General features: G+C 66.0%; 16 protein-coding genes and 2 tRNA genes. 10 read left to right on the plus strand and 8 right to left on the minus strand.

The window, feature by feature from the left end:
• Positions 1 to 127 precede the first annotated feature (127 nt).
• Positions 128 to 397, plus strand: coding sequence for a hypothetical protein (locus ACIPVK_RS09395; RefSeq protein ID WP_407611713.1), 270 nt, complete (start codon positions 128 to 130; stop codon positions 395 to 397).
• 90 nt (positions 398 to 487) lie between these two features.
• Here ACIPVK_RS09395 and ACIPVK_RS09400 read toward each other — a convergent pair whose 3' ends face one another.
• The 3 genes from ACIPVK_RS09400 to ACIPVK_RS09410 all read right to left on the minus strand — a co-directional run bounded on the left by ACIPVK_RS09400 (position 488) and on the right by ACIPVK_RS09410 (position 4,360).
• Positions 488 to 1,780 (minus strand): alpha/beta fold hydrolase, encoded by a 1,293-nt coding sequence (locus tag ACIPVK_RS09400; RefSeq protein ID WP_407611714.1) that lies wholly within the window; start codon positions 1,778 to 1,780, stop codon positions 488 to 490.
• Positions 1,777 to 2,304: a PadR family transcriptional regulator gene (locus tag ACIPVK_RS09405; protein ID WP_407611715.1), complete on the minus strand. Its 528-nt coding sequence runs from the start codon at positions 2,302 to 2,304 to the stop codon at positions 1,777 to 1,779. Before ACIPVK_RS09405 ends, ACIPVK_RS09400 begins: the two co-directional genes overlap by 4 nt.
• A 226-nt stretch (positions 2,305 to 2,530) precedes the next feature.
• Positions 2,531 to 4,360: a phosphoenolpyruvate carboxykinase (GTP) gene (locus ACIPVK_RS09410; RefSeq protein ID WP_407611716.1), complete on the minus strand. Its 1,830-nt coding sequence runs from the start codon at positions 4,358 to 4,360 to the stop codon at positions 2,531 to 2,533.
• A 309-nt stretch (positions 4,361 to 4,669) separates the two neighbouring features.
• Between ACIPVK_RS09410 and ACIPVK_RS09415 the strand changes: the two genes are divergently transcribed.
• Together ACIPVK_RS09415 and ACIPVK_RS09420 are read left to right on the plus strand one after the other, a co-directional pair.
• A tRNA-Arg gene (locus tag ACIPVK_RS09415) sits at positions 4,670 to 4,746 on the plus strand.
• Between the two features lie 754 nt (positions 4,747 to 5,500).
• Positions 5,501 to 5,574: transfer RNA gene (locus ACIPVK_RS09420), tRNA-Arg, on the plus strand.
• A 153-nt stretch (positions 5,575 to 5,727) separates the two neighbouring features.
• Here ACIPVK_RS09420 and ACIPVK_RS09425 read toward each other — a convergent pair.
• Positions 5,728 to 6,753 (minus strand): lactonase family protein, encoded by a 1,026-nt coding sequence (locus tag ACIPVK_RS09425; RefSeq protein WP_407611717.1) that lies wholly within the window; start codon positions 6,751 to 6,753, stop codon positions 5,728 to 5,730.
• 155 nt (positions 6,754 to 6,908) lie between these two features.
• Between ACIPVK_RS09425 and ACIPVK_RS09430 the strand changes: the two genes are divergently transcribed.
• The 3 genes from ACIPVK_RS09430 to ACIPVK_RS09440 are packed head-to-tail and all read left to right on the plus strand — an operon-like array spanning position 6,909 to position 10,641.
• The gene (locus ACIPVK_RS09430) at positions 6,909 to 7,724 is read left to right on the plus strand and encodes an ABC transporter ATP-binding protein (protein ID WP_407611718.1); all 816 of its coding nucleotides are present in this window, start codon (positions 6,909 to 6,911) and stop codon (positions 7,722 to 7,724) included.
• Positions 7,721 to 10,039, plus strand: coding sequence for a YhgE/Pip family protein (locus tag ACIPVK_RS09435; RefSeq protein ID WP_407611719.1), 2,319 nt, complete (start codon positions 7,721 to 7,723; stop codon positions 10,037 to 10,039). Before ACIPVK_RS09430 ends, ACIPVK_RS09435 begins: the two co-directional genes overlap by 4 nt.
• Positions 10,036 to 10,641 (plus strand): TetR/AcrR family transcriptional regulator, encoded by a 606-nt coding sequence (locus ACIPVK_RS09440; protein WP_407611720.1) that lies wholly within the window; start codon positions 10,036 to 10,038, stop codon positions 10,639 to 10,641. Before ACIPVK_RS09435 ends, ACIPVK_RS09440 begins: the two co-directional genes overlap by 4 nt.
• Here ACIPVK_RS09440 and ACIPVK_RS09445 read toward each other — a convergent pair.
• The 3 genes from ACIPVK_RS09445 to ACIPVK_RS09455 all read right to left on the minus strand — a co-directional run bounded on the left by ACIPVK_RS09445 (position 10,622) and on the right by ACIPVK_RS09455 (position 14,701).
• The gene (locus ACIPVK_RS09445) at positions 10,622 to 12,376 is read right to left on the minus strand and encodes an ABC transporter transmembrane domain-containing protein (RefSeq protein WP_407611721.1); all 1,755 of its coding nucleotides are present in this window, start codon (positions 12,374 to 12,376) and stop codon (positions 10,622 to 10,624) included. The two genes, ACIPVK_RS09440 and ACIPVK_RS09445, sit on opposite strands and share 20 nt — an antisense overlap.
• Entirely contained in the window at positions 12,373 to 13,536 is a 1,164-nt protein-coding gene (locus tag ACIPVK_RS09450; protein ID WP_407611722.1) for a DUF1611 domain-containing protein, read from the minus strand. The genes ACIPVK_RS09445 and ACIPVK_RS09450 overlap by 4 nt, the downstream gene beginning before the upstream one ends.
• Before the next feature lie 208 nt (positions 13,537 to 13,744).
• Positions 13,745 to 14,701 (minus strand): EamA family transporter, encoded by a 957-nt coding sequence (locus tag ACIPVK_RS09455; RefSeq protein ID WP_407611723.1) that lies wholly within the window; start codon positions 14,699 to 14,701, stop codon positions 13,745 to 13,747.
• A gap of 73 nt (positions 14,702 to 14,774) precedes the next feature.
• Between ACIPVK_RS09455 and ACIPVK_RS09460 the strand changes: the two genes are divergently transcribed.
• Positions 14,775 to 15,761, plus strand: a complete 987-nt coding sequence (locus ACIPVK_RS09460; RefSeq protein ID WP_407611724.1) for a LysR family transcriptional regulator — start codon at positions 14,775 to 14,777, stop codon at positions 15,759 to 15,761.
• Positions 15,762 to 15,773: 12 nt separating this feature from the next.
• Here ACIPVK_RS09460 and ACIPVK_RS09465 read toward each other — a convergent pair whose 3' ends face one another.
• Positions 15,774 to 16,295, minus strand: a complete 522-nt coding sequence (locus ACIPVK_RS09465; RefSeq protein ID WP_407611725.1) for a SixA phosphatase family protein — start codon at positions 16,293 to 16,295, stop codon at positions 15,774 to 15,776.
• 302 nt (positions 16,296 to 16,597) lie between these two features.
• Between ACIPVK_RS09465 and ACIPVK_RS09470 the strand changes: the two genes are divergently transcribed.
• The 3 genes from ACIPVK_RS09470 (at position 16,598) to ACIPVK_RS09480 (ending at position 18,859) form a co-directional block, all read left to right on the plus strand.
• The gene (locus ACIPVK_RS09470; RefSeq protein WP_407611726.1) at positions 16,598 to 17,419 is read left to right on the plus strand and encodes a hypothetical protein; all 822 of its coding nucleotides are present in this window, start codon (positions 16,598 to 16,600) and stop codon (positions 17,417 to 17,419) included.
• A gap of 76 nt (positions 17,420 to 17,495) precedes the next feature.
• Positions 17,496 to 17,954, plus strand: coding sequence for a hypothetical protein (locus ACIPVK_RS09475; RefSeq protein ID WP_407611727.1), 459 nt, complete (start codon positions 17,496 to 17,498; stop codon positions 17,952 to 17,954).
• 623 nt (positions 17,955 to 18,577) lie between these two features.
• Entirely contained in the window at positions 18,578 to 18,859 is a 282-nt protein-coding gene (locus tag ACIPVK_RS09480; protein WP_407611728.1) for a pyrophosphorylase, read from the plus strand.
• The last annotated feature ends 80 nt before the right edge of the window (positions 18,860 to 18,939 follow it).

Genomic DNA, 18,939 nt, shown 5'->3' on the forward strand with positions numbered 1-18,939 from the left:
ATGGCGCGAGGGGTTCCACCGCATGGCGATGGAACCCCTCGCGCTTCTATTTGCCGGGCCGGACGTCCGATAGCCTTGAAAACAAGGGGCAATACGGCACGGGCAGCCCATGCCGGGAGAGGTATTGATGAACGGGAGGAACCGGCTTTTCCTGATTCTTGGATCCAGCTGTCTGCTCACCGCCGTGGTCGCCGTCGGCGTCACGGCCCTTTCCCTGTTTTCCAGGTACATGGAACTCGAGGACCTGGGACATGTGCTGGATGAACAAACCTTCAGCAGGATCGTCGGGATGACGGCGGCGGACAGGAACATCGTGGTTACGGGCGCCGTCCTCTTTGCCGTCGGAGTCCTGCTCATCATCGCCGGACTGCGGCGCCCCAATCATCGGGCCTTGTAGCCCGGGGTCCCGCACCGCGGGCTCCCGGCCCAACGTCCCGGTTGGGGCAGGAACCCGGGCGCTGCAGTCGCGGCATTCCCGCTTGGGGCGCTATTGCCCGGGTTCCTGCAGGCGCGGGTGCGCGGTGCCCTTTTCAATCCAGGCCCGCACGGTCGCGTTGAAGAGGATGGGATCCTCGATGTTCCACTGGTGGTGCATGCCTACTGCCGTGCGGAACTGGGCCTGTGGCAGCGCCCTGGCCAGCGCCGGGAAGGACTTGGCCACCAGCTTGGGCTCCTTGCCGCCGGCAATCACCAGGGCCGGGCCCTTGTAGTTGCCGAGCTTGGCGGGGACGCCTCCGGGGTCCACCTCGTCCATGATGGCGCGCATGTTGTCCGCGCGCAGGTGCGTGCCGTGCTCGGTGAAGAGTTCCTTTTCGTCGGCGACCATGCCGTAGGCACCGGCCTGGAAGCGCCAGTACCATTCGCTGCCGAAGAGGCGCAGCTGCATCCGGCTCATGGTGCGCATCGAGGTCGAGACGCCCGCAGCCGGGACGCCGGAGATCAGCAGGGACTCCACGAGCTCGGGGTGCCTGGCCAGCACGCGCAGCGCAATGACGCCACCCAGGGAAAGGCCCACGAGGTGGGCACCGCCGTTGGACACCTCGTCGGCGATGACCGCTGCAACGTCGTCGGCGGCGCTGTCAAGCCCCGCCCAGTCCTCCTGGGCGCGGGCACCGAATCCGGGAAGGTGCGGGGTGAGCACCTCGTAGTCGCCAAAGGCGCGCACCTGCGGGTCCCAGGTCCAGTTCGCGACGTTTCCCCCGTGCAGGAAGACGATGGTCTGGGCTTTCTTGCCGTCTTTGCGGGGCCGGGTGGGTGCATGGAATTCCGGGTAGCCGCCCGGATCCCGCGGCGCCGCGGCCAGGGATGAGGCCGGCGTCGACTCGGTCCCCGGTTCCGCCGGGCTCCTGGGCTCCGTACGGGTGTGCGGGACCGTTGGCCTGGGGTGCCTCGGAGCCTTGGCAGGGCGCCCCGGCTTCTCCGTGCCGGCGGGCTTGTCCTTGGCGGCCGCCCGGTGCGTTTCCTCGGAAGGCTTCGCGGGCGAGGATCCGGCTGCGGCTTCGGCCGGCGCCGTCGGCGCCCCGGCCTGGGCAGGGGGGCGCACCGCCTCCACCTCGGGCTTCGCCCCACCCTTTGCGGCAGGCTTGGGCTTGGAATGCGGCTCGGGGCGTGGCTTGTGGTCCCTGGGTCCACGCTTGGGCTCAGCGGGGCCGGCCTGCCGTTTTTCGCGCGGGTCCTTGCCCGGCTTGTCCGCCGGGGCCGGCTCCTCCGCCAACGAGCGGTCGACGAATTCCTCGTCCGTTCCGGCGTCCCCGTCGGAGGGGTGCTGGTGCTGGCTCATGGCAGGTACTCCGTCACTGCATCCAGCCATTCGAGTTCGGCCGCCGCATGGCGGATTCCGTTGTCCAGGGTTGCAGCCATCAGGAAGCTGCGGCGGTCCGCTGCCGCTCTCATGTCAATGTCCTCACGCTGGGAGAGGTAGTCGTCCAACACCACTTGCGTTGCTTCGCGTCGGGCCTGGATCAGGTCCAGCACCGAGTCGCGGTCAAGTTCCGCGGCAAAGAACACCCGGGCCAGGAATGGTTCGCGCGGGGTGTGGGCGGTGACCTCGCCACCCAGCCATTCGACGAGCTCCCGGCGGCCCAGCGCGGTGATGTGGTGTTCCTGCCGGTCGGGGTAGTTCCGCTGGGCAATGGTGGTGACGGTGGCGTGCCCGTCTTTCACCAATTGGGCCAGGGTTCGGTAGATCTGCGCTTTGTCTGCATTCCAGAAATGATTGATGGACGAGTCGAAGTGCTTCTTCAGTTCATACCCGGTCATGGGCGCCAAACTCAAGAGCCCGAGGATCAAACGCGCAAGAATCATGCTTTCATCCTGACACATCCCCTAGGGGATTGTTCCAGCAGCCACGCACTTATTGGCTGACGCCGTCGGCGAAAGGCCTTCCCCACCACTGCCGATGAGGCGCAAGGACCCGCCTTGCCGGGCGGCAAAGGCAAGGGCCCCGCCCTGACCAATCCGGCCTTCCCTGAATCGGGAGGCTGTCGATGAAAGCGGGGCCCTGCATGACAAATGCTCGCGCGCAGGAAGCCTAGGCCTCCAAACGAGCCTTCAGTCCGTCAAGCTCGTTGCGCAGCGAAGCCGGCAGCGCCTCGCCGAACTTGGCGTACCATTCCTCGATGCTGGCCAGCTCGGTGTCCCATTCACCCTTGTCCACGGCCACTGCGGCGTCGACGTCGGCAGGGGTCATGTCCAGTCCGGTCAGGTCGACCGAGTCGCCGGTCGGCACGAAACCGATCGGGGTCTCGACGGCGTCGGCCTTGCCTTCGATGCGGTCGATGGCCCACTTCAGCACGCGGGAGTTGTCCCCGAACCCCGGCCACGCGAAGCCGCCCTCGGCGTTGCGGCGGAACCAGTTCACCAGGAAGATCTTGGGCAGGCGTTCCGGGTTGGCCTTGGACTCGATGGAGTCCCAGTGGTTCAGGTAGTCACCGGCGTTGTAGCCAATGAACGGGAGCATGGCCATCGGGTCGCGGCGAACCACACCCACGGCACCGGCCGCGGCCGCGGTGGTTTCCGAGGACAGGGTCGAGCCCATGAAGATGCCGTTGGTCCAGCTACGAGCCTGGGTCACCAAGGGAATGGTGGTCTTGCGACGTCCGCCGAAGAGAATCGCGTGGATCTCGACGCCGTCCGGGCTGTAGTACTCCTGGGCCAGCATGTCGACCTGGGAGATCGGAGTGCAGAAACGGGAGTTCGGGTGTGCTGCGACGCGGCCGGAATCCGGGGTCCAGTCGTTGCCCAACCAGTCGGTCAGGTGCGCCGGGGCCTCGTCGGTCATGCCTTCCCACCACACGCCGCCTTCGTCGGTGAGCGCGACGTTGGTGAAGATCGAGTTGCCCTTGGTGATGGCGCGCATGGCGTTGGGGTTGGTGGACCAGCCGGTGCCCGGAGCGACGCCGAACAGGCCGTATTCCGGGTTCACGCCGCGAAGTTCGCCCTCCTTGCCGATGCGCATCCAGTTGATGTCATCGCCAAGGGTCTCGGCCTTCCAACCGTCGATGGTCGGATCCAGCAGCGCCAGGTTGGTCTTGCCGCAGGCCGACGGGAAGGCGGCAGCGACGTTGTAGCTCTTGCCTTCCGGGTTGGTGAGCTTGAGGATGAGCATGTGCTCCGCCAGCCAGCCCTCGTCGCGGGCCATCACCGAGGCGATGCGCAGCGCGTAGCACTTCTTGCCCAGCAGGGCGTTTCCGCCGTAGCCGGAGCCGTAGGACCAGATGGAGCGCTCCTCGGGGAAGTGCACGATCCACTTGTCCTCGTTGCACGGCCAAGCCACGTCTTCCTGGCCCGACTCCAGCGGAGCGCCGACCGAGTGCAGCGCCGGGACGAAGAACGCATCCGTTGCTTCCATCTTGCGCAGGACGTCGTTGCCGATGCGCGCCATGATGCGCATCGAGGCGACCACGTAGGCGGAGTCGGTGAGCTCAACGCCGTACTGCGGCTGCTCGGCATCCAGCGGGCCCATGACGAACGGGATGACGTACATGGTGCGGCCGCGCATGGCGCCGTCGAACAGTCCCTTAAGCATGGACTTCATCTTCACCGGGTTTTCCCAGTTGTTGGTGAAGCCGGCATCCTTCTCGTTTTCCGAGCAGATGAAGGTGCGTTCCTCGACGCGTGCGACGTCCTTGGGGTCCGAGAATGCAGCGAAGGAATTCGGGAACGAAGGATCGGTAAGCTTCTGCAGCGTGCCGCCGGCAACCAGTTCGGCGGTCAGGCGATCGTTCTCCTCCTGCGTGCCATCTACCCAATAGACACGGTCAGGCTTCGTCAGTTCCGCGATTTCCTGCACCCAAGCGGCAAGCTTTGAGTGCGTTGTCGGTGCTGCGTCGATGACCTTCTGGTCCGAGCTCTCGCTCATGTCCATTCCCTCCATTGGGCTGAATTTGCAATAATTCGATGCTAGGGGGCCGACCCATCGGCCCCCCTGTGACGCATATCGCCCAGAACTCCCGAATTCGATTTAGTCTCACCGAAAACCCCGGCTTTTCGGGCTTCGACCAATTGACTCTAAACCCCAAGCGTGACGAAGGTCACGTAGACCGGTATACTTCACGGAACGCCTCCCCATGACTATTCATCCCAAGGACCCCTGGATTTTGCGCGAACGGCATTCGTCTGTATAGTTATTCGAGGTCGAACCGCAAGGTTGGTACCAAAAACAGAATATGCGCCCATAGCTCAGCTGGATAGAGCGTCTGTCTACGGAACAGAAGGTCAGGGGTTCGAATCCCTTTGGGCGCACCAACAAGAAAGGCCACGAGAAATCGTGGCCTTTCTGCTTTCTGCCGACATTGCCGGCGGGCATACCAGTGGGCGCCAAGTGCGCCGCTGATGACATCTAGTACGAGCAGGACGCAGGGCGACTAATCCCACGGTCCCCCACGCCGGCAACGCTCCGGTCAGCAGGCAGGCCAGAGTCGGCGACAGCACGGCCAACCCGAACAAGTCGGCCACCCGGCCCCATGGACGGATAGTGTCTTCCATAGAGGCGGTTGGAGATCATCAGTTGACCCAGGCCCACCGCAAGGGGAAGAACAACAGCGCAAACTCGATCACCACCCACAGGCCGGGCCTTCCCCGAGGGCCCGGGCGGAGATCGCAATGACTGCAACAAAGACCAGGTCGAAGAAGAGCTCGTACCAGTCCACGGGCCCTTCGTTCCGATCCGCCCGCTCCTGCGCGGAACTACCCGGCAATGCGTGATCTGCAGCCGACATCGGACCCGTTCCCTTTCCGCACCTACGCGGCCGGCCCCGGCGGGCGCCGGGAAGGGCGCCGGTGCAGCTGGCCTTGAAGATTCCCATATATGGGCGCGCCACCGAACCCGCGCCAGGTTTGGGCCGCGGCGATGGGTGGCAGGGGGGCCTTGGAAGGAAGACCGTGTCCCGCCGCCGGGCGTGAGTTCGCGCACGATTCACTTTCCTGGATCGACCAGCCCGCCAAAGCTATGTATAGTTGTTCGAGGTCAAGCCGTGAGGCTCGGCCAACAACAAAATATGCGCCCATAGCTCAGCTGGATAGAGCGTCTGTCTACGGAACAGAAGGTCAGGGGTTCGAATCCCTTTGGGCGCACACATATAAAGCGGGCCGCAATCGAAAAGATTGCGGCCCGCTTTGTTTCCCCGCTTTGTTTCCCCGCGGGTTGCCGCGCGGACGACGCCCCAGGCCCGGGGGATGCCGGCAGCGCAGTGCCGACAGCACCCGATACCGGTAGGAAGCCGGTTCTCAGACTTCCACTTGAGCGACAATGCAGGTGGGGCTTTCCAGGGCCAGCGAGCTCAGGTGCTCGCGTGGCAAGCCGTCCTCGGCATCCAGCCCGAGGGCCTCGATGGTGTTGGACAGCTGGTTGGCAACCAGGAGCGAGTTCCCGACCTGCACGTGGTGCCGCGGCCACTCCCCGGCGCACGGTGCGGTCCCCAGGAAGACCGGCCGTCCGCCCTTCAATCCCAGGACGGCAATGGCCCGGGCGCCGCGCACCCCGACGTAGAGCCTGTTGGTGTGCCGGTCCAGGGAAATCTCCGATGGGAAGTGCTCGCCGGCCCGGATGCCGTCGCCCAGGGATTCCCGAAAGACTTCCCGCCACTGCCCCGCGGCGTTGGCGCCAACCGCGACGACCTGGGCGCTGTGTTCTGTGACCACGTAGATGAGCCCCGAGGGATGCTCCACCAGGTGGCGCGGTCCGTCTCCCTTGCGCAAGGCGATTTGCCGGCACAGCCGCAATTCGCCCTCCTGCAATTCCCAGATGCGCAGGGAATCGTGGCCCAGGTCGGTGGTGATGATCTTTCCCGATCTCAGCACGGTGCTTTGGTGGGAGCGCGAGGCCCTGGGGTAGTGCCCGGGTACGGCGAAGGGGTCCGACGAGGCGGGGGCCGCAGCGGGGCTGGCCAGCGAGCCGTCCGGTTTGATCGGGTAGGACAGCACCTGCCCGTCGCCGTAGCAGCTGGCAATCAAGGTCGTTCCGGCGGCGACGACGGCCAGGTGGCAGACCAGCGCGCCCGCTTCCACGGGTCTGCCCAGGGGTTCGAGCCGGTCCCGGCCCACGATGCGGTAGGCGGCGACCTCCCCGCGGTGCTCAAGCGCTGCATAGAGAACCGGAAGCTTCGGGTGGGTTGCCAGCCACGACGGCGAGTCTGCGGCGTGGGCCAGGCCCAGGTCGGTGAGCGTGCCGTTGCCGATCTCGATCGCCCGGATGCCCAGACTGGTCCCGCCGCCGTCCGGCGAATAGCCGCCGACCCAAAATCTCTTGCCCATAAGCCCATCCTCCCCCGGGTGCCCGTCCGGCGCGGAGACCCGAGATGAAAAGATACTCGATCGTGTCATTGGGCAGTGTCGGCCCGGCGCGTGAGTGGCGAACCAGACAAGCCAACTATTTGAACTGACCGGTCAGTTCGGTTTATTCTTTAGTCGTGCTCATTGCCGATAACCTGGCCATTGCCGGAAGACACTTGCCCCTGCTGGAACCCACCAGCCTCACCGCAGCGCGCGGCGAGCTCCTGCTGGTGGAGGCCGAACCGCAGCCCACCCGCACCGCGCTGGCCTTGGGACTCAGCGCACGCATGCGCCCCGGCGAGGGGACCGTGAGCTGGTCCGGGACCTCCGCGCTGCGTTCGGTGCGGCGCATCAGCGCGCTGGTCGACTCCCCGGAAATCAACGAACCCGAGGCACACCTGAAGGTCCGCGATCTCGTGGCGGAGGACCTGGCCCTGCAGCCCGGACCGGTCTGGAGGCGCAGCGGCATCGAAGGCTGGATGAGGAAGCACGGCATGGAAGCACTGGCCAACCAATGGCTTGACGCCATCGACCCGCTCGAACGCCTCACGCTGCTGACCCACCTGGCCCTCGAGGACCGCTCCATCGAGCTGCTGGTCTTCGACTCCCCCGACCGCCACGGCATCCCAGCGGAGGACTGGACCCGCTACCTTCAATCCGTGGCCACCTCCCGCCGCGCGCCGGCAGTGGTTGCCGTCATCCAGCGCATCCCGGAGGGCTGGAACGGTTCGGTGGCCCGCGCCGGCCAGGTGCAGGACAAGCTGGCTGCGGCAGTGGCCCCGCCGCCCGCAGCCGAGACCGAGCCGACGGCCGCGCCCGTCGTGGTCTCCGCAAAGGAACCGGACCAGGCCTTGCCTGCCGCCGGGGAAACCCCGGAACCCGATGCGCCTGCAGCTGACGTCGTTTCGGCCGCACCCACCACGCTTTCGACCGCACCGAAGGAAGAATCATGACCACGTTGCGCCTGGCCCTGTCCGAACTCAAGCGCATGACCTCCGGGCGCCTGCCGCGGATCGCCATCATCGCCATGTGCCTGGTCCCGCTGCTCTACGGCGCCCTGTACCTCTACGCCAACTGGGACCCGTACGCACACCTGAACAACGTCAAGGCAGCCATCGTCAACCTGGATGCCGGCTCCACCAAGGACGGCAAGGAGCTGCAGGTCGGGGACGACGTCACCGCGGAGCTGCTCGAGGACGGGACCTTCGGCTGGAGCGTGGTCGCTTCCGAGGCCGAGGCCGAAGCGGGCGTCGCCTCCGGCGACTATGCCTTCGCGATGACGATCCCGAAGGACTTTTCCGCCAACCTCGCCTCCCCGGGCGACTTCGAGAAGGCCAAGCAGGGCATCCTGAAGATCACCACCAACGACGCCAACAACTACATGGTCGGCACCTTCGCCGACAAGCTCGCCGGACAGGTCCACAACACCGTGGCACAGGAGGTCGGCACCCAGACCGCCGACGCCCTGCTGACAGGCTTCTCCGACATCCACACCTCCATGGCCAAGGCCGCGGACGGCGCCGGCGAATTGCACACCGGAACCGTGAAACTCTCCGACGGGGTCACCACCCTGGCCGACGGGGTCAACACGCTGGGCGACGGGGCAACCAAGCTCAACACCGGCGCCGCGGATCTTGCGGACGGATCCGACGCCCTGCACGACGGCACCTCTTCCCTCGTGGCTGGCCAAAAGAAGCTGGCCGCCGGGGCAGACAAGCTCGCCGACGGTGCCGGAACCCTCGCCGCGGGCACCAAGGACCTCGACGAAGGGCTGGGGGAACTGAAGTCCAAGACTTCCTCACTTCCGGCCAAGACGGCGCAGCTCGATGACGGGGCGCAAAAGGCCGCCGACGCCTCCAAGAAGCTTTCCTCCGGCGCCGCCCAGGTCGCCGCCGGCAACAAGGCCCTGGATGACAAGGTCACGCTGGCGGCCGAGACCCTCACGGCCTTGGAGAAGGATGCCGAGAGCCGCATTGATTCGGCCACCGACACGCTGGATGCCCGGCTGGACACCCTGGTCGAGGCCGGGGTCCTGACATCTGAGCAGGCAGAGACCATGCGCAAGGACGTCAAGGACGCGGCGGCCTCCACAGGAGTCGCAGACCAGGTCGCCGACACCAAGAAGCAGCTGACCACCGCCCGGTCGCAGATCTCGGCGCTCGCCGACGGGTCGGCCCAGGTCGCCGCAGGTGCGAAGGAGCTCTCCGGTGGGCTGAGGACCCTCGCTGACGGAACCCACCAGCTGGCCGGGGCCATGCCCGCCCTGAAGACGGGCATCTCCGATGCCGCTGCCGGCGCGTCCAAGCTCAGCGGCGGCGCCCAGACGCTCGCCGACGGGGCGGGCACCCTGGCCGAGGGACAACACGACGCACTGGCCGGGGCCAAGAAGCTCGACTCCGGCGCCGGTTCGCTGGCCGAGGGGGCACACACGCTGCACGAGGGAACCGGCTCGCTGGCCTCGGGCGTGAAGAAACTGGGCACCGGGGTGGGCGAGCTGGGCGACGGCGCCACCGAATTGCGCGACGGCTCCGGGGAGCTGTCCACCAAGCTGGCCGACGGCACCGACGAGGTGCCCAACCCGGATGCCTCGGCACGGGAACAGGTCTCCTCGGTCATCGGGGACCCGGTGGACATCAAGCGCACCGACCAGGCCAAGGCCGGGGTCTACGGCGAGGGCCTGGCCCCGTTCTTCATGACCCTGGCCATCTGGATCGGCGCGTTCATCCTGGTGCAGATCATGCGCCCGATCACCAAGCGCGCGCTGGCCTCCAACGCCGCGAACTGGAAGATCGCGATCGGCGGCTGGCTGCCGTTCCTGGGCATCTCGATGCTCCAGGGCACCATCCTCTACGCCGTGGTGCTCTACGGGTTGGGGCTGGACACCGCCCACCCGTGGATGACCTGGGGGTTGTTCCTGCTGGCTTCCATGGCCTTCACCGCCATCATCCAGGGCATCTGCGCGCTGGCCGGCACCCCGGGCAAGATGGTGGTGTTGGTGCTCATGGTGCTGCAGCTGGTCTCCTCCGGCGGCACCTTCCCCTGGGAAACCACTCCCGAGGCACTGCACGTGGCACACCGCTTCCTGCCCATGGGACACGTGGTCACGGGCCTGCGGCACCTGATGTACGGGGCGGACCTCTCGGTGCTCGGACCCATCGTGGCGGGGCTGGCCGGCTACACCGTGCTGGGCCTGGTTGCCAGCACCGTGGCGGTACGATTGCACAAGACCTGGACCCTGAAAACCCTGCACCCGGAGCTAAGCGCATGACCCAGAACACCACGCCCCGGCCCCGGGTGCGCGCGACCGACTCCAAGCACCGGCTTTTCACCGCCTCCATGGAATTGATCGGCACCCGCGGGCACCAACAGGTGAGCGTGGACGAGATCGCCAAGGCCGCGGGCGTCTCCAAGGGCACCGTCTACTACAACTTCGGGTCCAAGAACGAACTCATCGGCGAACTGCTGAACTACGGCATCGCCATCCTTTTCGAACGCCTCGAGCCCGGCGCCACGCACGCGGACCCGGAAGAAGGGTTGCGGCTGATGGTGGCCGAGGCCCTGGAATTCATTGCCGAATACCCGGCCTTCTCCCAACTCTGGATTTCCGAGCAATGGCAATCCGACAGCCAATGGGCAGATGCCCTGGCCAAGATGCGCAACGACGTCATCGGGATGGTCCGCACCGCGCTCTCCCGCCTGGCCGACGCGGCGCCGGCGGCCGGGGAGCCGGGGCCCGACCTGGACGCGTTGGCCACCGCGTTGTTCGGGGCCACGCTCATCCTGGGCCGGGACCGCCAGGTATTCCACCCCGAGCGGAGCATCCAGGACTGCGTCCGGGCCGCGATGGCCTTTACCGCTCCGCTGCGCTGAGGTCCGGAGCGGTTATCGGTCCGTCCTCCGGGGCATCCAGGTTCCATTCGCGGTACCCGGCGCACCACGCGGATTCGGAGCACACGATCACCACGCCCCGGTACCCTTCGAGCATCTTTTCCAGTTGCCCGCGGGCCGCCGCGTCCAGGTGGCCGTCGATCTCGTTGAGCAGCAGCAGCGGCGGGGAGCCGAGCATGGCGCGGGCCACCATGAGCCCGGCGCGTTGCGCCGCATCCAGCGGCATCCCGCCGCGGCGCAGCTGCGTATCCTCCCCGTGCTCCAGCGACGCGACGTCCATGCCCAGCCGCCCCGCCAGCGCGAGGGCCTTGGCCGGATCGGCGTCGGGTCGGCGGTAGCGCAGGGCGCGGCCCAGCGTGCCGCGCTCGGGCACCATCGAGGCGAAGGCGGCGCCAATGAGCCGGCGTCGTTTCTTCTCCTTCACCGACCCGGGGATCACGCCCGCCACCACGTAGCCCCGGCCCCGGTGGGCGGCGTCGTCGCCCAGGTCCCCGAGGATCGGCCCCGCCTCCGTGCGTGCGGTGGCCAGGATGCTGAACAGTTCCCCGCGCACACGCGCGTCGGCACCCGTGATGCGGATCCGCTCGCCGGGCTCGGCGCGCAGCTCCGCCACGGGCTTGCCGTCGATTTGAACGCCGTGCAGCCACACCCCCTCGACGCGCGAGGCCTGGATCTGTGCCGCGGCCCGCTGGGCCTTTTGGCGCAGGGCCGGGCCGGCCGACAGCGTGCCCTCTTCCTCCAGCAGCGGGGCAATGATCCGGGACGCCGCCCGGTAGTTCTGCCGGTACTCCACGATGCGTCCCCACTCGCCCACCGGGGCCGCGCACAGCCCCAACAGGGTCAGGGCCGTGGCGATGTGCCCGGCGTCCAGGGCCGCGTGGCGCGAAACCAGCACCACCACGGCGGTGGCCAGCAGCGGCATGCCCAGGGAGCAGGCGCGCAGCACCGCGGCCAGCCGGGCGCGCGACACCGCGGCGTCCACGACCTTGTTGCCGCTGGCCGCCACCCGGGAGAGTTCGCGTTCCACGCCGCCGGCCGCCACCACGGCGGAGGAGGCGGCGACGGTGTCGGCAATGCGCGCGGCCAGGTTGCCGCGGTGCCGCCGCAGGGTCCGCGCCCGCTCGTAGGCGGGCTTGGCCAGCAGCACCAGGGCGCCTGCAAGCACCAGCACCGGCACACCCAGTGCCAGGGCCAGGGCCGGATGGATCATCCAGAGCCCGGCCATGGAGATGAGCACCAGCGGGATGCCGGCCAGCAGCGGGGCGATGCCCTGGGCGACCCAGTTGCGCACCGAGGACAGGTCGTTGCTGGCCCGGGCCACGGTGATGCCCACCGAGGGCACCCTGGCGGCCAGCAGGGAGTGGGAGATCAGGCCCAGGCGCAACTGCGCCACGTAGTGCTGCCCGAGCTTCTCGGCCAGCACGCGTTCCAGGTAGCGGCCGTAGCCCAGTACCAGGATCAGCGCCCCGATGCCCAGGGACATCGGCAGCACCGCTCCCCCGGTCACCAGCGCGCCGACCAGCAGGGCGATGCCCACCCCGAGGCCACCGCAGGCGGTGGCCAGAGCCAGCAGCCCGAGGAACAGGCCGCGGCGCTTGCCGGCGAACAGCCGGGGCAGGCGCGGGGCCGGTTCCCGGTTCTTGGCGGCCGGCACGATCTCCAGCGGCTGCGTGGACGGGGAGCGCTGCGAGTCCATCAGGACCTCGAGCCCGCTCACAGCGAGGCGGCGCGCACCGGGATCAGGGCGGTGGCGACCTCGGGGCGGCACAGGGCGTAGGTGTCGATGACCGGGACCTCGAGCTTGGATGCGGCTTCGGCGGTGGCCAGCGGGGAGGCGGTGAGCAGGCCGGAGACCGCGGCCACCGGCACCGCCGCGTCCTGCAGCACGTCCAGCCCGGCGCGGGCGCCGAGGGCGTCCTGGGCGGAGAACACCACGGTATCCACGTAGGCGGCGAAGAGTGGGTCGCGCAGCAGCTTGGAGGTCTCGCCCTGGTACAGGCCGTCGGCGATCTCGATGACGACCACGTCGGCGCCGGAGGCGGCCTGCTCGTCGATCATCGCGGCCAGCAGGTCGCGGACCTCTTCGTAGGCGAGCTTGAAGGTGGTGGGGTAGCCGAAGTCGGTGAAGTCGCAGACCGGGAACGCCCCGGCGTCGATGAACAGGTTCGGGTCGTTGCCCGCCCCGGTGCCCGTCGCCTTGCCCGCGGCGACGTTGAGCCCGGCGTTGGCCAGGCCGTTGACCAGGCAGCCCAGGGTGGTGGACTTGCCCGAGTTCATCGAGGTGCCCAGCACCGCGATGACCGGCGGGCGCACGGTGCCCTCGGCGCGCAGCGCTGCCAGCGACGGGGTGCCGACCTGCAGCGGCGCGAAGTCGCGCAGGTTGACCACGCCGTCCTGGGTGGCCAGCAGGCCGATCGGCTCGATGGCCGTGGCTGCATCGATCGAGGCGTGCATCTCGGTGACGTACCCGGCCAGGCCGCCGCCGGCCACCAGGTGGCAGGCTTCCAGCGAGTCCGGCACGTGCGCCAGGAACTGGTCCGGGGCGTAGCGGTTGCCGTAAGCGACCATGATTTCCTGGCCGACGAACATCAGCTGACGGCGGGAGACCGGGGACTCGAGGCGGGTGTGCTTGCCGATTTCGGCGACGCGGGCGATGACCACGTCCCCGGGCTGCGGAGTGACTTCGGCACCGGCGATGAGGTGGAAGTCCCCGGGGTGCTTGGAGAACTCGGTGGCCACGAAGCGGGTGGTGTAGGCGGCGCGGATCTTCAGCGCGCGCTGTGCATCGAGTTTCAGGTGGCGCAGTCGGCCTTCGGCCGCCGCCAGGGCTTCGTTGGCTTCGAAGGTTTCGGTTTCAAGGCTGGGGCTGATGCTCATGGGGGGGTGATCCTTTTCAATGCCGGGATTCTGGTGCCGTGGTGTCGCGGCCGCAGCCTCGGTGGCTTGCGTTGTACCTAGTCAAATCCCCCGAAATGAGCAAAGAGTGAACTGTCGATGAGGGCGCTCTCATAATCGCCACATGCGTTCTCATGTTCGCGGGCGCGCGGCGCATGAACCCGGGGAAACCGCTGCCCCGAAACTCTCATCAAGTTCCTTGCAGGCGTTCGCCCACTTTGTCCTCGGTGCGGGCCTCTCCCCTCGCGGCGGACACGTCGGGCCTGGCCGCCCGGAACCGCAGGGTCCCGACCGCGACGCCCAGGACCAGCACCGCCGCCCCGGTGATTTCAAGGGCGTTGGGGTATTCGTGCAGCACCAGCGCCGCGCTTCCCATCCCGATCCCGGGAATCAGCAGGGTGTAGGGAACCACCTTGGCCGTCGGGTATTTCCCCAACAGCGAATTCCAGATGCTGTACCCGATGACCGAGGCCACCAAGGCGGTAAATGCAACTCCCCACCAGGTTTCCGGGCCCAAGGTCGTCAGCGCCTCGCCCACGGCGGCCGGGCCGTCGAGCAGCAGCGACAGCCCCAGCATGGGAAGGGGAACCCAGAGCGCCGAGTGCACCACCAGTCCCAGCCCGGAGGCGCCGGCGGCGGAACGCGAAATGACGTTGCCGACGCCCCAGCTGAACCCCGCGGCGATGCAGATGAGCAATGGAACCAGGACACCGGCTAGGGCGGCGCCCTCCTGGAGCGAGGAAACCCTGCCAAAGCCGACAATAACCAACCCGGCAATTCCCAGGATGGAGCCGATGACTTGCTTTCGCGTGGGGAATTCGCGCAGGAAGAGCGCACCGAGCCCGATGGTGAAGAACATCTGGGCCTGCAAGGCCACGGGTGCCAATCCGGCGGGCAGGCCCAGGTGCATGGCAGTGAAGAGCAGCCCGAACTGCCCCGCGCTCATCGTCAGCCCGATGCCTGCCACGACCTTCCAGCTCACGTTGGGCCGGGGAACCAGGAAAACCAGCGGGAAGGCGACGGCAGCGAAACGCAGCGCCACGAACACCAGCGGCAGGGTATCGCGCAGCCCCAGCTCGATGAACAGGAAGTTCAGCCCCCAGAGCAGGGCGACCAACAGGGCAAGAAGGGTATCGCGTGGTTTCACCCACCCACTCTGGCACCCGGCGACTGTGTAGCACCAGCTTCGGGTCCTTCATGGTTTCTTGTAGCATCGCTTCATGATCGATTTGCAGGCGTTGCGTTCACTGGTGGCCATCGAACGCCATGGCTCGGTGGTTGCCGCCGCGGACGTTCTGGGGTTTACCCCTTCGGCCATCTCGCAACAGGTCAAGAAGCTGGAACGAACCCTGGATGCCGAACTGCTGGAGCGCCAGGGCCGCGGGGTGATCCTCACCGAGCGCGGGCGCCTCCTGGTTGCGGAGGGCGGGCCGTTGCTGCGCGAGCTGGAGCGGGTGACCACCCTGCTCGAGTCCCCCGTGCTGGCCAAACGCAAGCTGAGGGTCATCGCGTTCTCCACGGCAATGCGCGGGCTGGTCGCCCCGGCGCTGGCCCGCTACCAGTCCAGCGGTGCGCATCATGCGCCGCTGGAAACGCAGTTGCGCAGCGTCGAACCCGAGGCCGCGGTGGACCAGGTCGCTCGCGGCGATGCGGACCTGGCGGTGGTGCACAACTGGAGCTCGATCCCGCTGGCCATCCCCGCTGGCGTGCGCGCCGAAGTCCTCGGAGTCGACGAGGCCGACGTGGTGCTCTCGGTGAACCACCGCCTGGCGGCCCGCCCATCCGTTGACCGCAGCGAGCTCATCGGCGAGCCCTGGGCGGCAACCCCTTCGGGGGCGATCTGCAACGAGGCCCTCATGCGGCTCTTTGCGGATCTGGGCGTGGTGCCGCGCGTGGTAGCGGAGGACCCGGAGTTCGCCACGCTCATTTCGCTTGCCTCGGCCGGGGTGGCCATTGCACTGGTTCCCCGGCTTGGCCGCGGCCCGCTGGGGCCCTCGGTGGTGGCCCGTCCGCTGCGTGATGCGGCGCAGCGACGCACCATCCAGGTGGTCTACCGGGAATCAATGGCCAACTCCCCCGCGGTCAAGGAGCTGGCGGGAATCCTGCGTGAGGTGTTTGCACAAACCCCGGGGCTGGCCTCCGAGGGCTCGTCGGCCGACCCGGCGGACCTGCCGGCCCCGTCGGTGCCGTCGGCGCCGAGGCCATAGCGCCGCCGGCGTTCAGCGCGGGACCACGAAGTTGGTCACCCGCATGTCGCGGCCGTCGATCTCCGCCCAGGGCTTCTCGGTCTGCAGCACCGTCAGCCCCAGCGTCGGATAGTCCATGGCCAGCTCGTAGACCGCTTCTTCGTCCGAGTCCACCGAGGCCAGGCGCATGGCCAGCTCCTGCAACACCGGCTGGTGGCCGATGACCATGAGCGTGGTGACGGTTTCGGGGGTTTCGTTGATGATGGCGCACAGCCTGGTGCTCGAGGCGCCATAGATCCGCGAATCCAGGTAGGGCGTGGGCGCCTTCTCCCCCAGTTCGCTGATCACCCAGGCGCAGGTGGCGCGGGTCCGCTGGGCGTCGGAGAGCATGATGAAGTCCGGAACCACGTCGTTCTCGCGCAGCCAGGCCCCGGCCGCCGGCGCCTCCCGGTTCCCGCGGGCCGCCAGCGGCCGGTCGTGGTCACTGACCCCCAGCGGGTAGTCGCTCTTGGCATGGCGCAACAAGACGAGACGCTTCAGATGGTGTTCGCTCATGCAATCAACCTTAAGGGTCCGAGCCTGTAACGTCGCTTTCGACGACCCGATGTTCCTTTTCGCCAAGTCTCAACTTCCTGCCGCGACCGCGATGGTCCATTTGAGGCGTGCGTTGGCGGTGCCGCAAAAGGGCCCTGAAGTTGTAGCGGTTTTGCGCCCCGGCGGTTTGAGGATTTCTTTAGCATCAGCGCCGAGTGAACCGTACCGCGAGCCATGCCACCGTTTTGTGGGCGGCAGCGTCGGGTAACGAGTCGCGGTGCGCGAGGTCCTTTGAGCGGGCTGCACGCAGTAGGGTGAATGAGGTGACGAATGATGCCTCTAGGGAATTTGACGACGCTAAAATGCGAGGGCGCAGACGGGGAAAGCGGGTATTCAGATTTAGGCTGGGGCTCAAGGAATACATGCGGCGGGTAGGTCTTGGTTTATTTGTGTTGCTTGTCCTCTCCGTGGGAGCCGGTTTCCTCGCCTACCCGTTTTACAATCAGGCGCATCAGGTGTCAATTGAATGCACGGTCGTATCAGCAGATAGTGGAACCTCACGCTCAGGCGGTGGACGCGGTGTGACGAGCAACAGCGTGATAATCCATACCAAGGAATGCGGGCGGCTTTCGATGACTTGGGGGAATCCTTCCAGCGCTCAGAAAGTGGTCGATCAGTTGGAACCCGGGGAAACCTACGAGTTCCAGATGGGTGAGCTATCCTTCAAAACTTTGGATTTTGGTCAGAGGCTCGACATTGCAACCGAAGTGTATTCATTTGAGGAAGTCGACATTCCTGTCGCTTCCGCGGAGTCAAATGACAACACCTGGACCAACATCATCATTCTCGGCCTGATCGCTGTGGTTGTCGTCGGAGGGTGCTTCGGCGCACCTGGCCTCGTCAGGGATATCCGAAAGCGCAGGGCTGGAAATGCCACCTGGTACCGGCAGGGCTCGGAACTATTCGGTGTGGCGAAGTATGTTGGCCTGTACCTGTCGGGCCTTGCGCTGCCGCTGTTGGTTTTAGGGGGACTCGTCGGGAAGCTGAATGTCGCATTAATTCTGCTCTTGGTCAACGGGTTGATCGCTGCCGGATATGTTTTCGTCTGGCCGGTTATCAAAGCGCGTCGGCGTAAGAAGAGCTGAATCCGTACTCCTAGGTGCTAATGGCGGCAGCCGTGGGCCCCTTGGTGGAATGCATACCGCAACGAGTGAGTGGACGATGAAAAATAAAAACGGGAGTTCAGAAGATAGCACGCAAGGCGCTCAAAAGAAAGTAAATAAAATAGGGCGGGCCATTCATGCACTCCTGATGTACTCCGCGCTGATTTTAATGATATCATTTTTTCTGATTTCAGTTTATGGATTCTTTTCAATGGGGTACGATAAAGATCGAGTAAGGCCAATTGAGTGCACGGTAGTCTCCGCCGAGGGCGGGGTAGTTCGAGGTGGACCTAGAGGTGGAACCGGAAGTTGGGCCGTCAGCGTTATTACGGAAGAGTGCGGCTCCCTGCGAATGTACTGGCACGTAACAGGCGATAACGCGGAAGACATTAGCGCCAAACTCACCCCAGGGGAAAAATACACGTTCGAGATAGGCGAAATTGAATATAAATTTAACGAAATATATAAAAATCTCAATATTAGCTCAATTGTTTACTCTTTTGAGAAGGTGGAGTGATTTTGCGTTAAATATTGTCTGTGCTGGAGGCGTCACAGTCTTTTGTTGAATGTTCCTCGGGCGCTGGCCTGTAAGTATGACGGGAAGCAGGACCGGAGCGGCCCTAAGTATTCTCCGGATGGCCCACCGTGAGTCTGCTGAAGGAATGGTCGACACCGGGATCGCCACGGTTTCCGCTGCTAGGGTGGCCCATCGGTGGGGGGCCGGGATAATGAGCTCGGCGAATACACCGCCACTCCGGTCAACGACGTCAGTGCCTCGCATGGTCTCGGCGCGGATGCTGCCCCGAGCTTGGACGCACCCCGGCGACGTGGGCGCTCACCGCGCTACGTGCCGCAAATCTACAGGCCATACGACCTCCCGCCCGGGCGCTACAAGCGCAAAATAAGCGGATCCAAACCTTTCCCGGAGTGGTCTAAATCACTTTCCAGAACGCAGCCGCCCCGCCCTACTGGGCCCAAGTGGCACCCGATCCAATTCCGCGGCTTCACGTATTAGTAAATGGTTTGGTCATTTGAGTTGTCCTGGGATACCTTAAGTCAGGTCTACTAGCGACCGCCTGCGCAACGTGCTCTTGAAGGGAACCCGTTGCATCGGGCCACTCGAGCCTCAAAGGGGTTTTCATGTCACGTGTGTTGTCTACCGAGCAGGCTAAGCAGTCGATCCAGCAGATCCAGGGCATCGTGAATGGTGGATTCACGGACCAGATCACCTCATTGGATACTCAGGGGCGAATCTTGTCCGACCCGAATGTGTGGGATGGCCCGTTGGCCACGACGTTCCGTTCCTCGACCTGGCCGGAGACCAAGGCCGCCCTGGATAAGGCTCGCACCGAGCTTGAGGAGCTACGTACCCAATTGCAGAAGATCTCGCAGGACATCTTCAGCGCTGGTGGCGGCGCGTAAGCGTAGGTCTTAGTTTCCGTGTGCCAGTAGGCGCAACTAACCTGCGCTGGTTAGTGATGCCGACCGGCTACGGAGTGAAA

Origin of the sequence: Paeniglutamicibacter sp. MACA_103 (assembly GCF_045798555.1) — a bacterium.
Classification (GTDB): Bacteria; Actinomycetota; Actinomycetes; order Actinomycetales; family Micrococcaceae; genus Paeniglutamicibacter.

Coding starts and splice junctions, on each gene's coding strand:
- ACIPVK_RS09465 (WP_407611725.1), bottom strand. CDS start 16,295: ATGAGCGAACACCATCTGAAGCGTCTCGTCTTGTTGCGCCATGCCAAG.
- ACIPVK_RS09410 (WP_407611716.1), bottom strand. CDS start 4,360: ATGAGCGAGAGCTCGGACCAGAAGGTCATCGACGCAGCACCGACAACG.
- ACIPVK_RS09480 (WP_407611728.1), top strand. CDS start 18,578: ATGTCACGTGTGTTGTCTACCGAGCAGGCTAAGCAGTCGATCCAGCAG.
- ACIPVK_RS09440 (WP_407611720.1), top strand. CDS start 10,036: ATGACCCAGAACACCACGCCCCGGCCCCGGGTGCGCGCGACCGACTCC.
- ACIPVK_RS09435 (WP_407611719.1), top strand. CDS start 7,721: ATGACCACGTTGCGCCTGGCCCTGTCCGAACTCAAGCGCATGACCTCC.
- ACIPVK_RS09395 (WP_407611713.1), top strand. CDS start 128: ATGAACGGGAGGAACCGGCTTTTCCTGATTCTTGGATCCAGCTGTCTG.
- ACIPVK_RS09450 (WP_407611722.1), bottom strand. CDS start 13,536: ATGAGCATCAGCCCCAGCCTTGAAACCGAAACCTTCGAAGCCAACGAA.
- ACIPVK_RS09405 (WP_407611715.1), bottom strand. CDS start 2,304: ATGATTCTTGCGCGTTTGATCCTCGGGCTCTTGAGTTTGGCGCCCATG.
- ACIPVK_RS09475 (WP_407611727.1), top strand. CDS start 17,496: ATGAAAAATAAAAACGGGAGTTCAGAAGATAGCACGCAAGGCGCTCAA.
- ACIPVK_RS09425 (WP_407611717.1), bottom strand. CDS start 6,753: ATGGGCAAGAGATTTTGGGTCGGCGGCTATTCGCCGGACGGCGGCGGG.
- ACIPVK_RS09400 (WP_407611714.1), bottom strand. CDS start 1,780: ATGAGCCAGCACCAGCACCCCTCCGACGGGGACGCCGGAACGGACGAG.
- ACIPVK_RS09460 (WP_407611724.1), top strand. CDS start 14,775: ATGATCGATTTGCAGGCGTTGCGTTCACTGGTGGCCATCGAACGCCAT.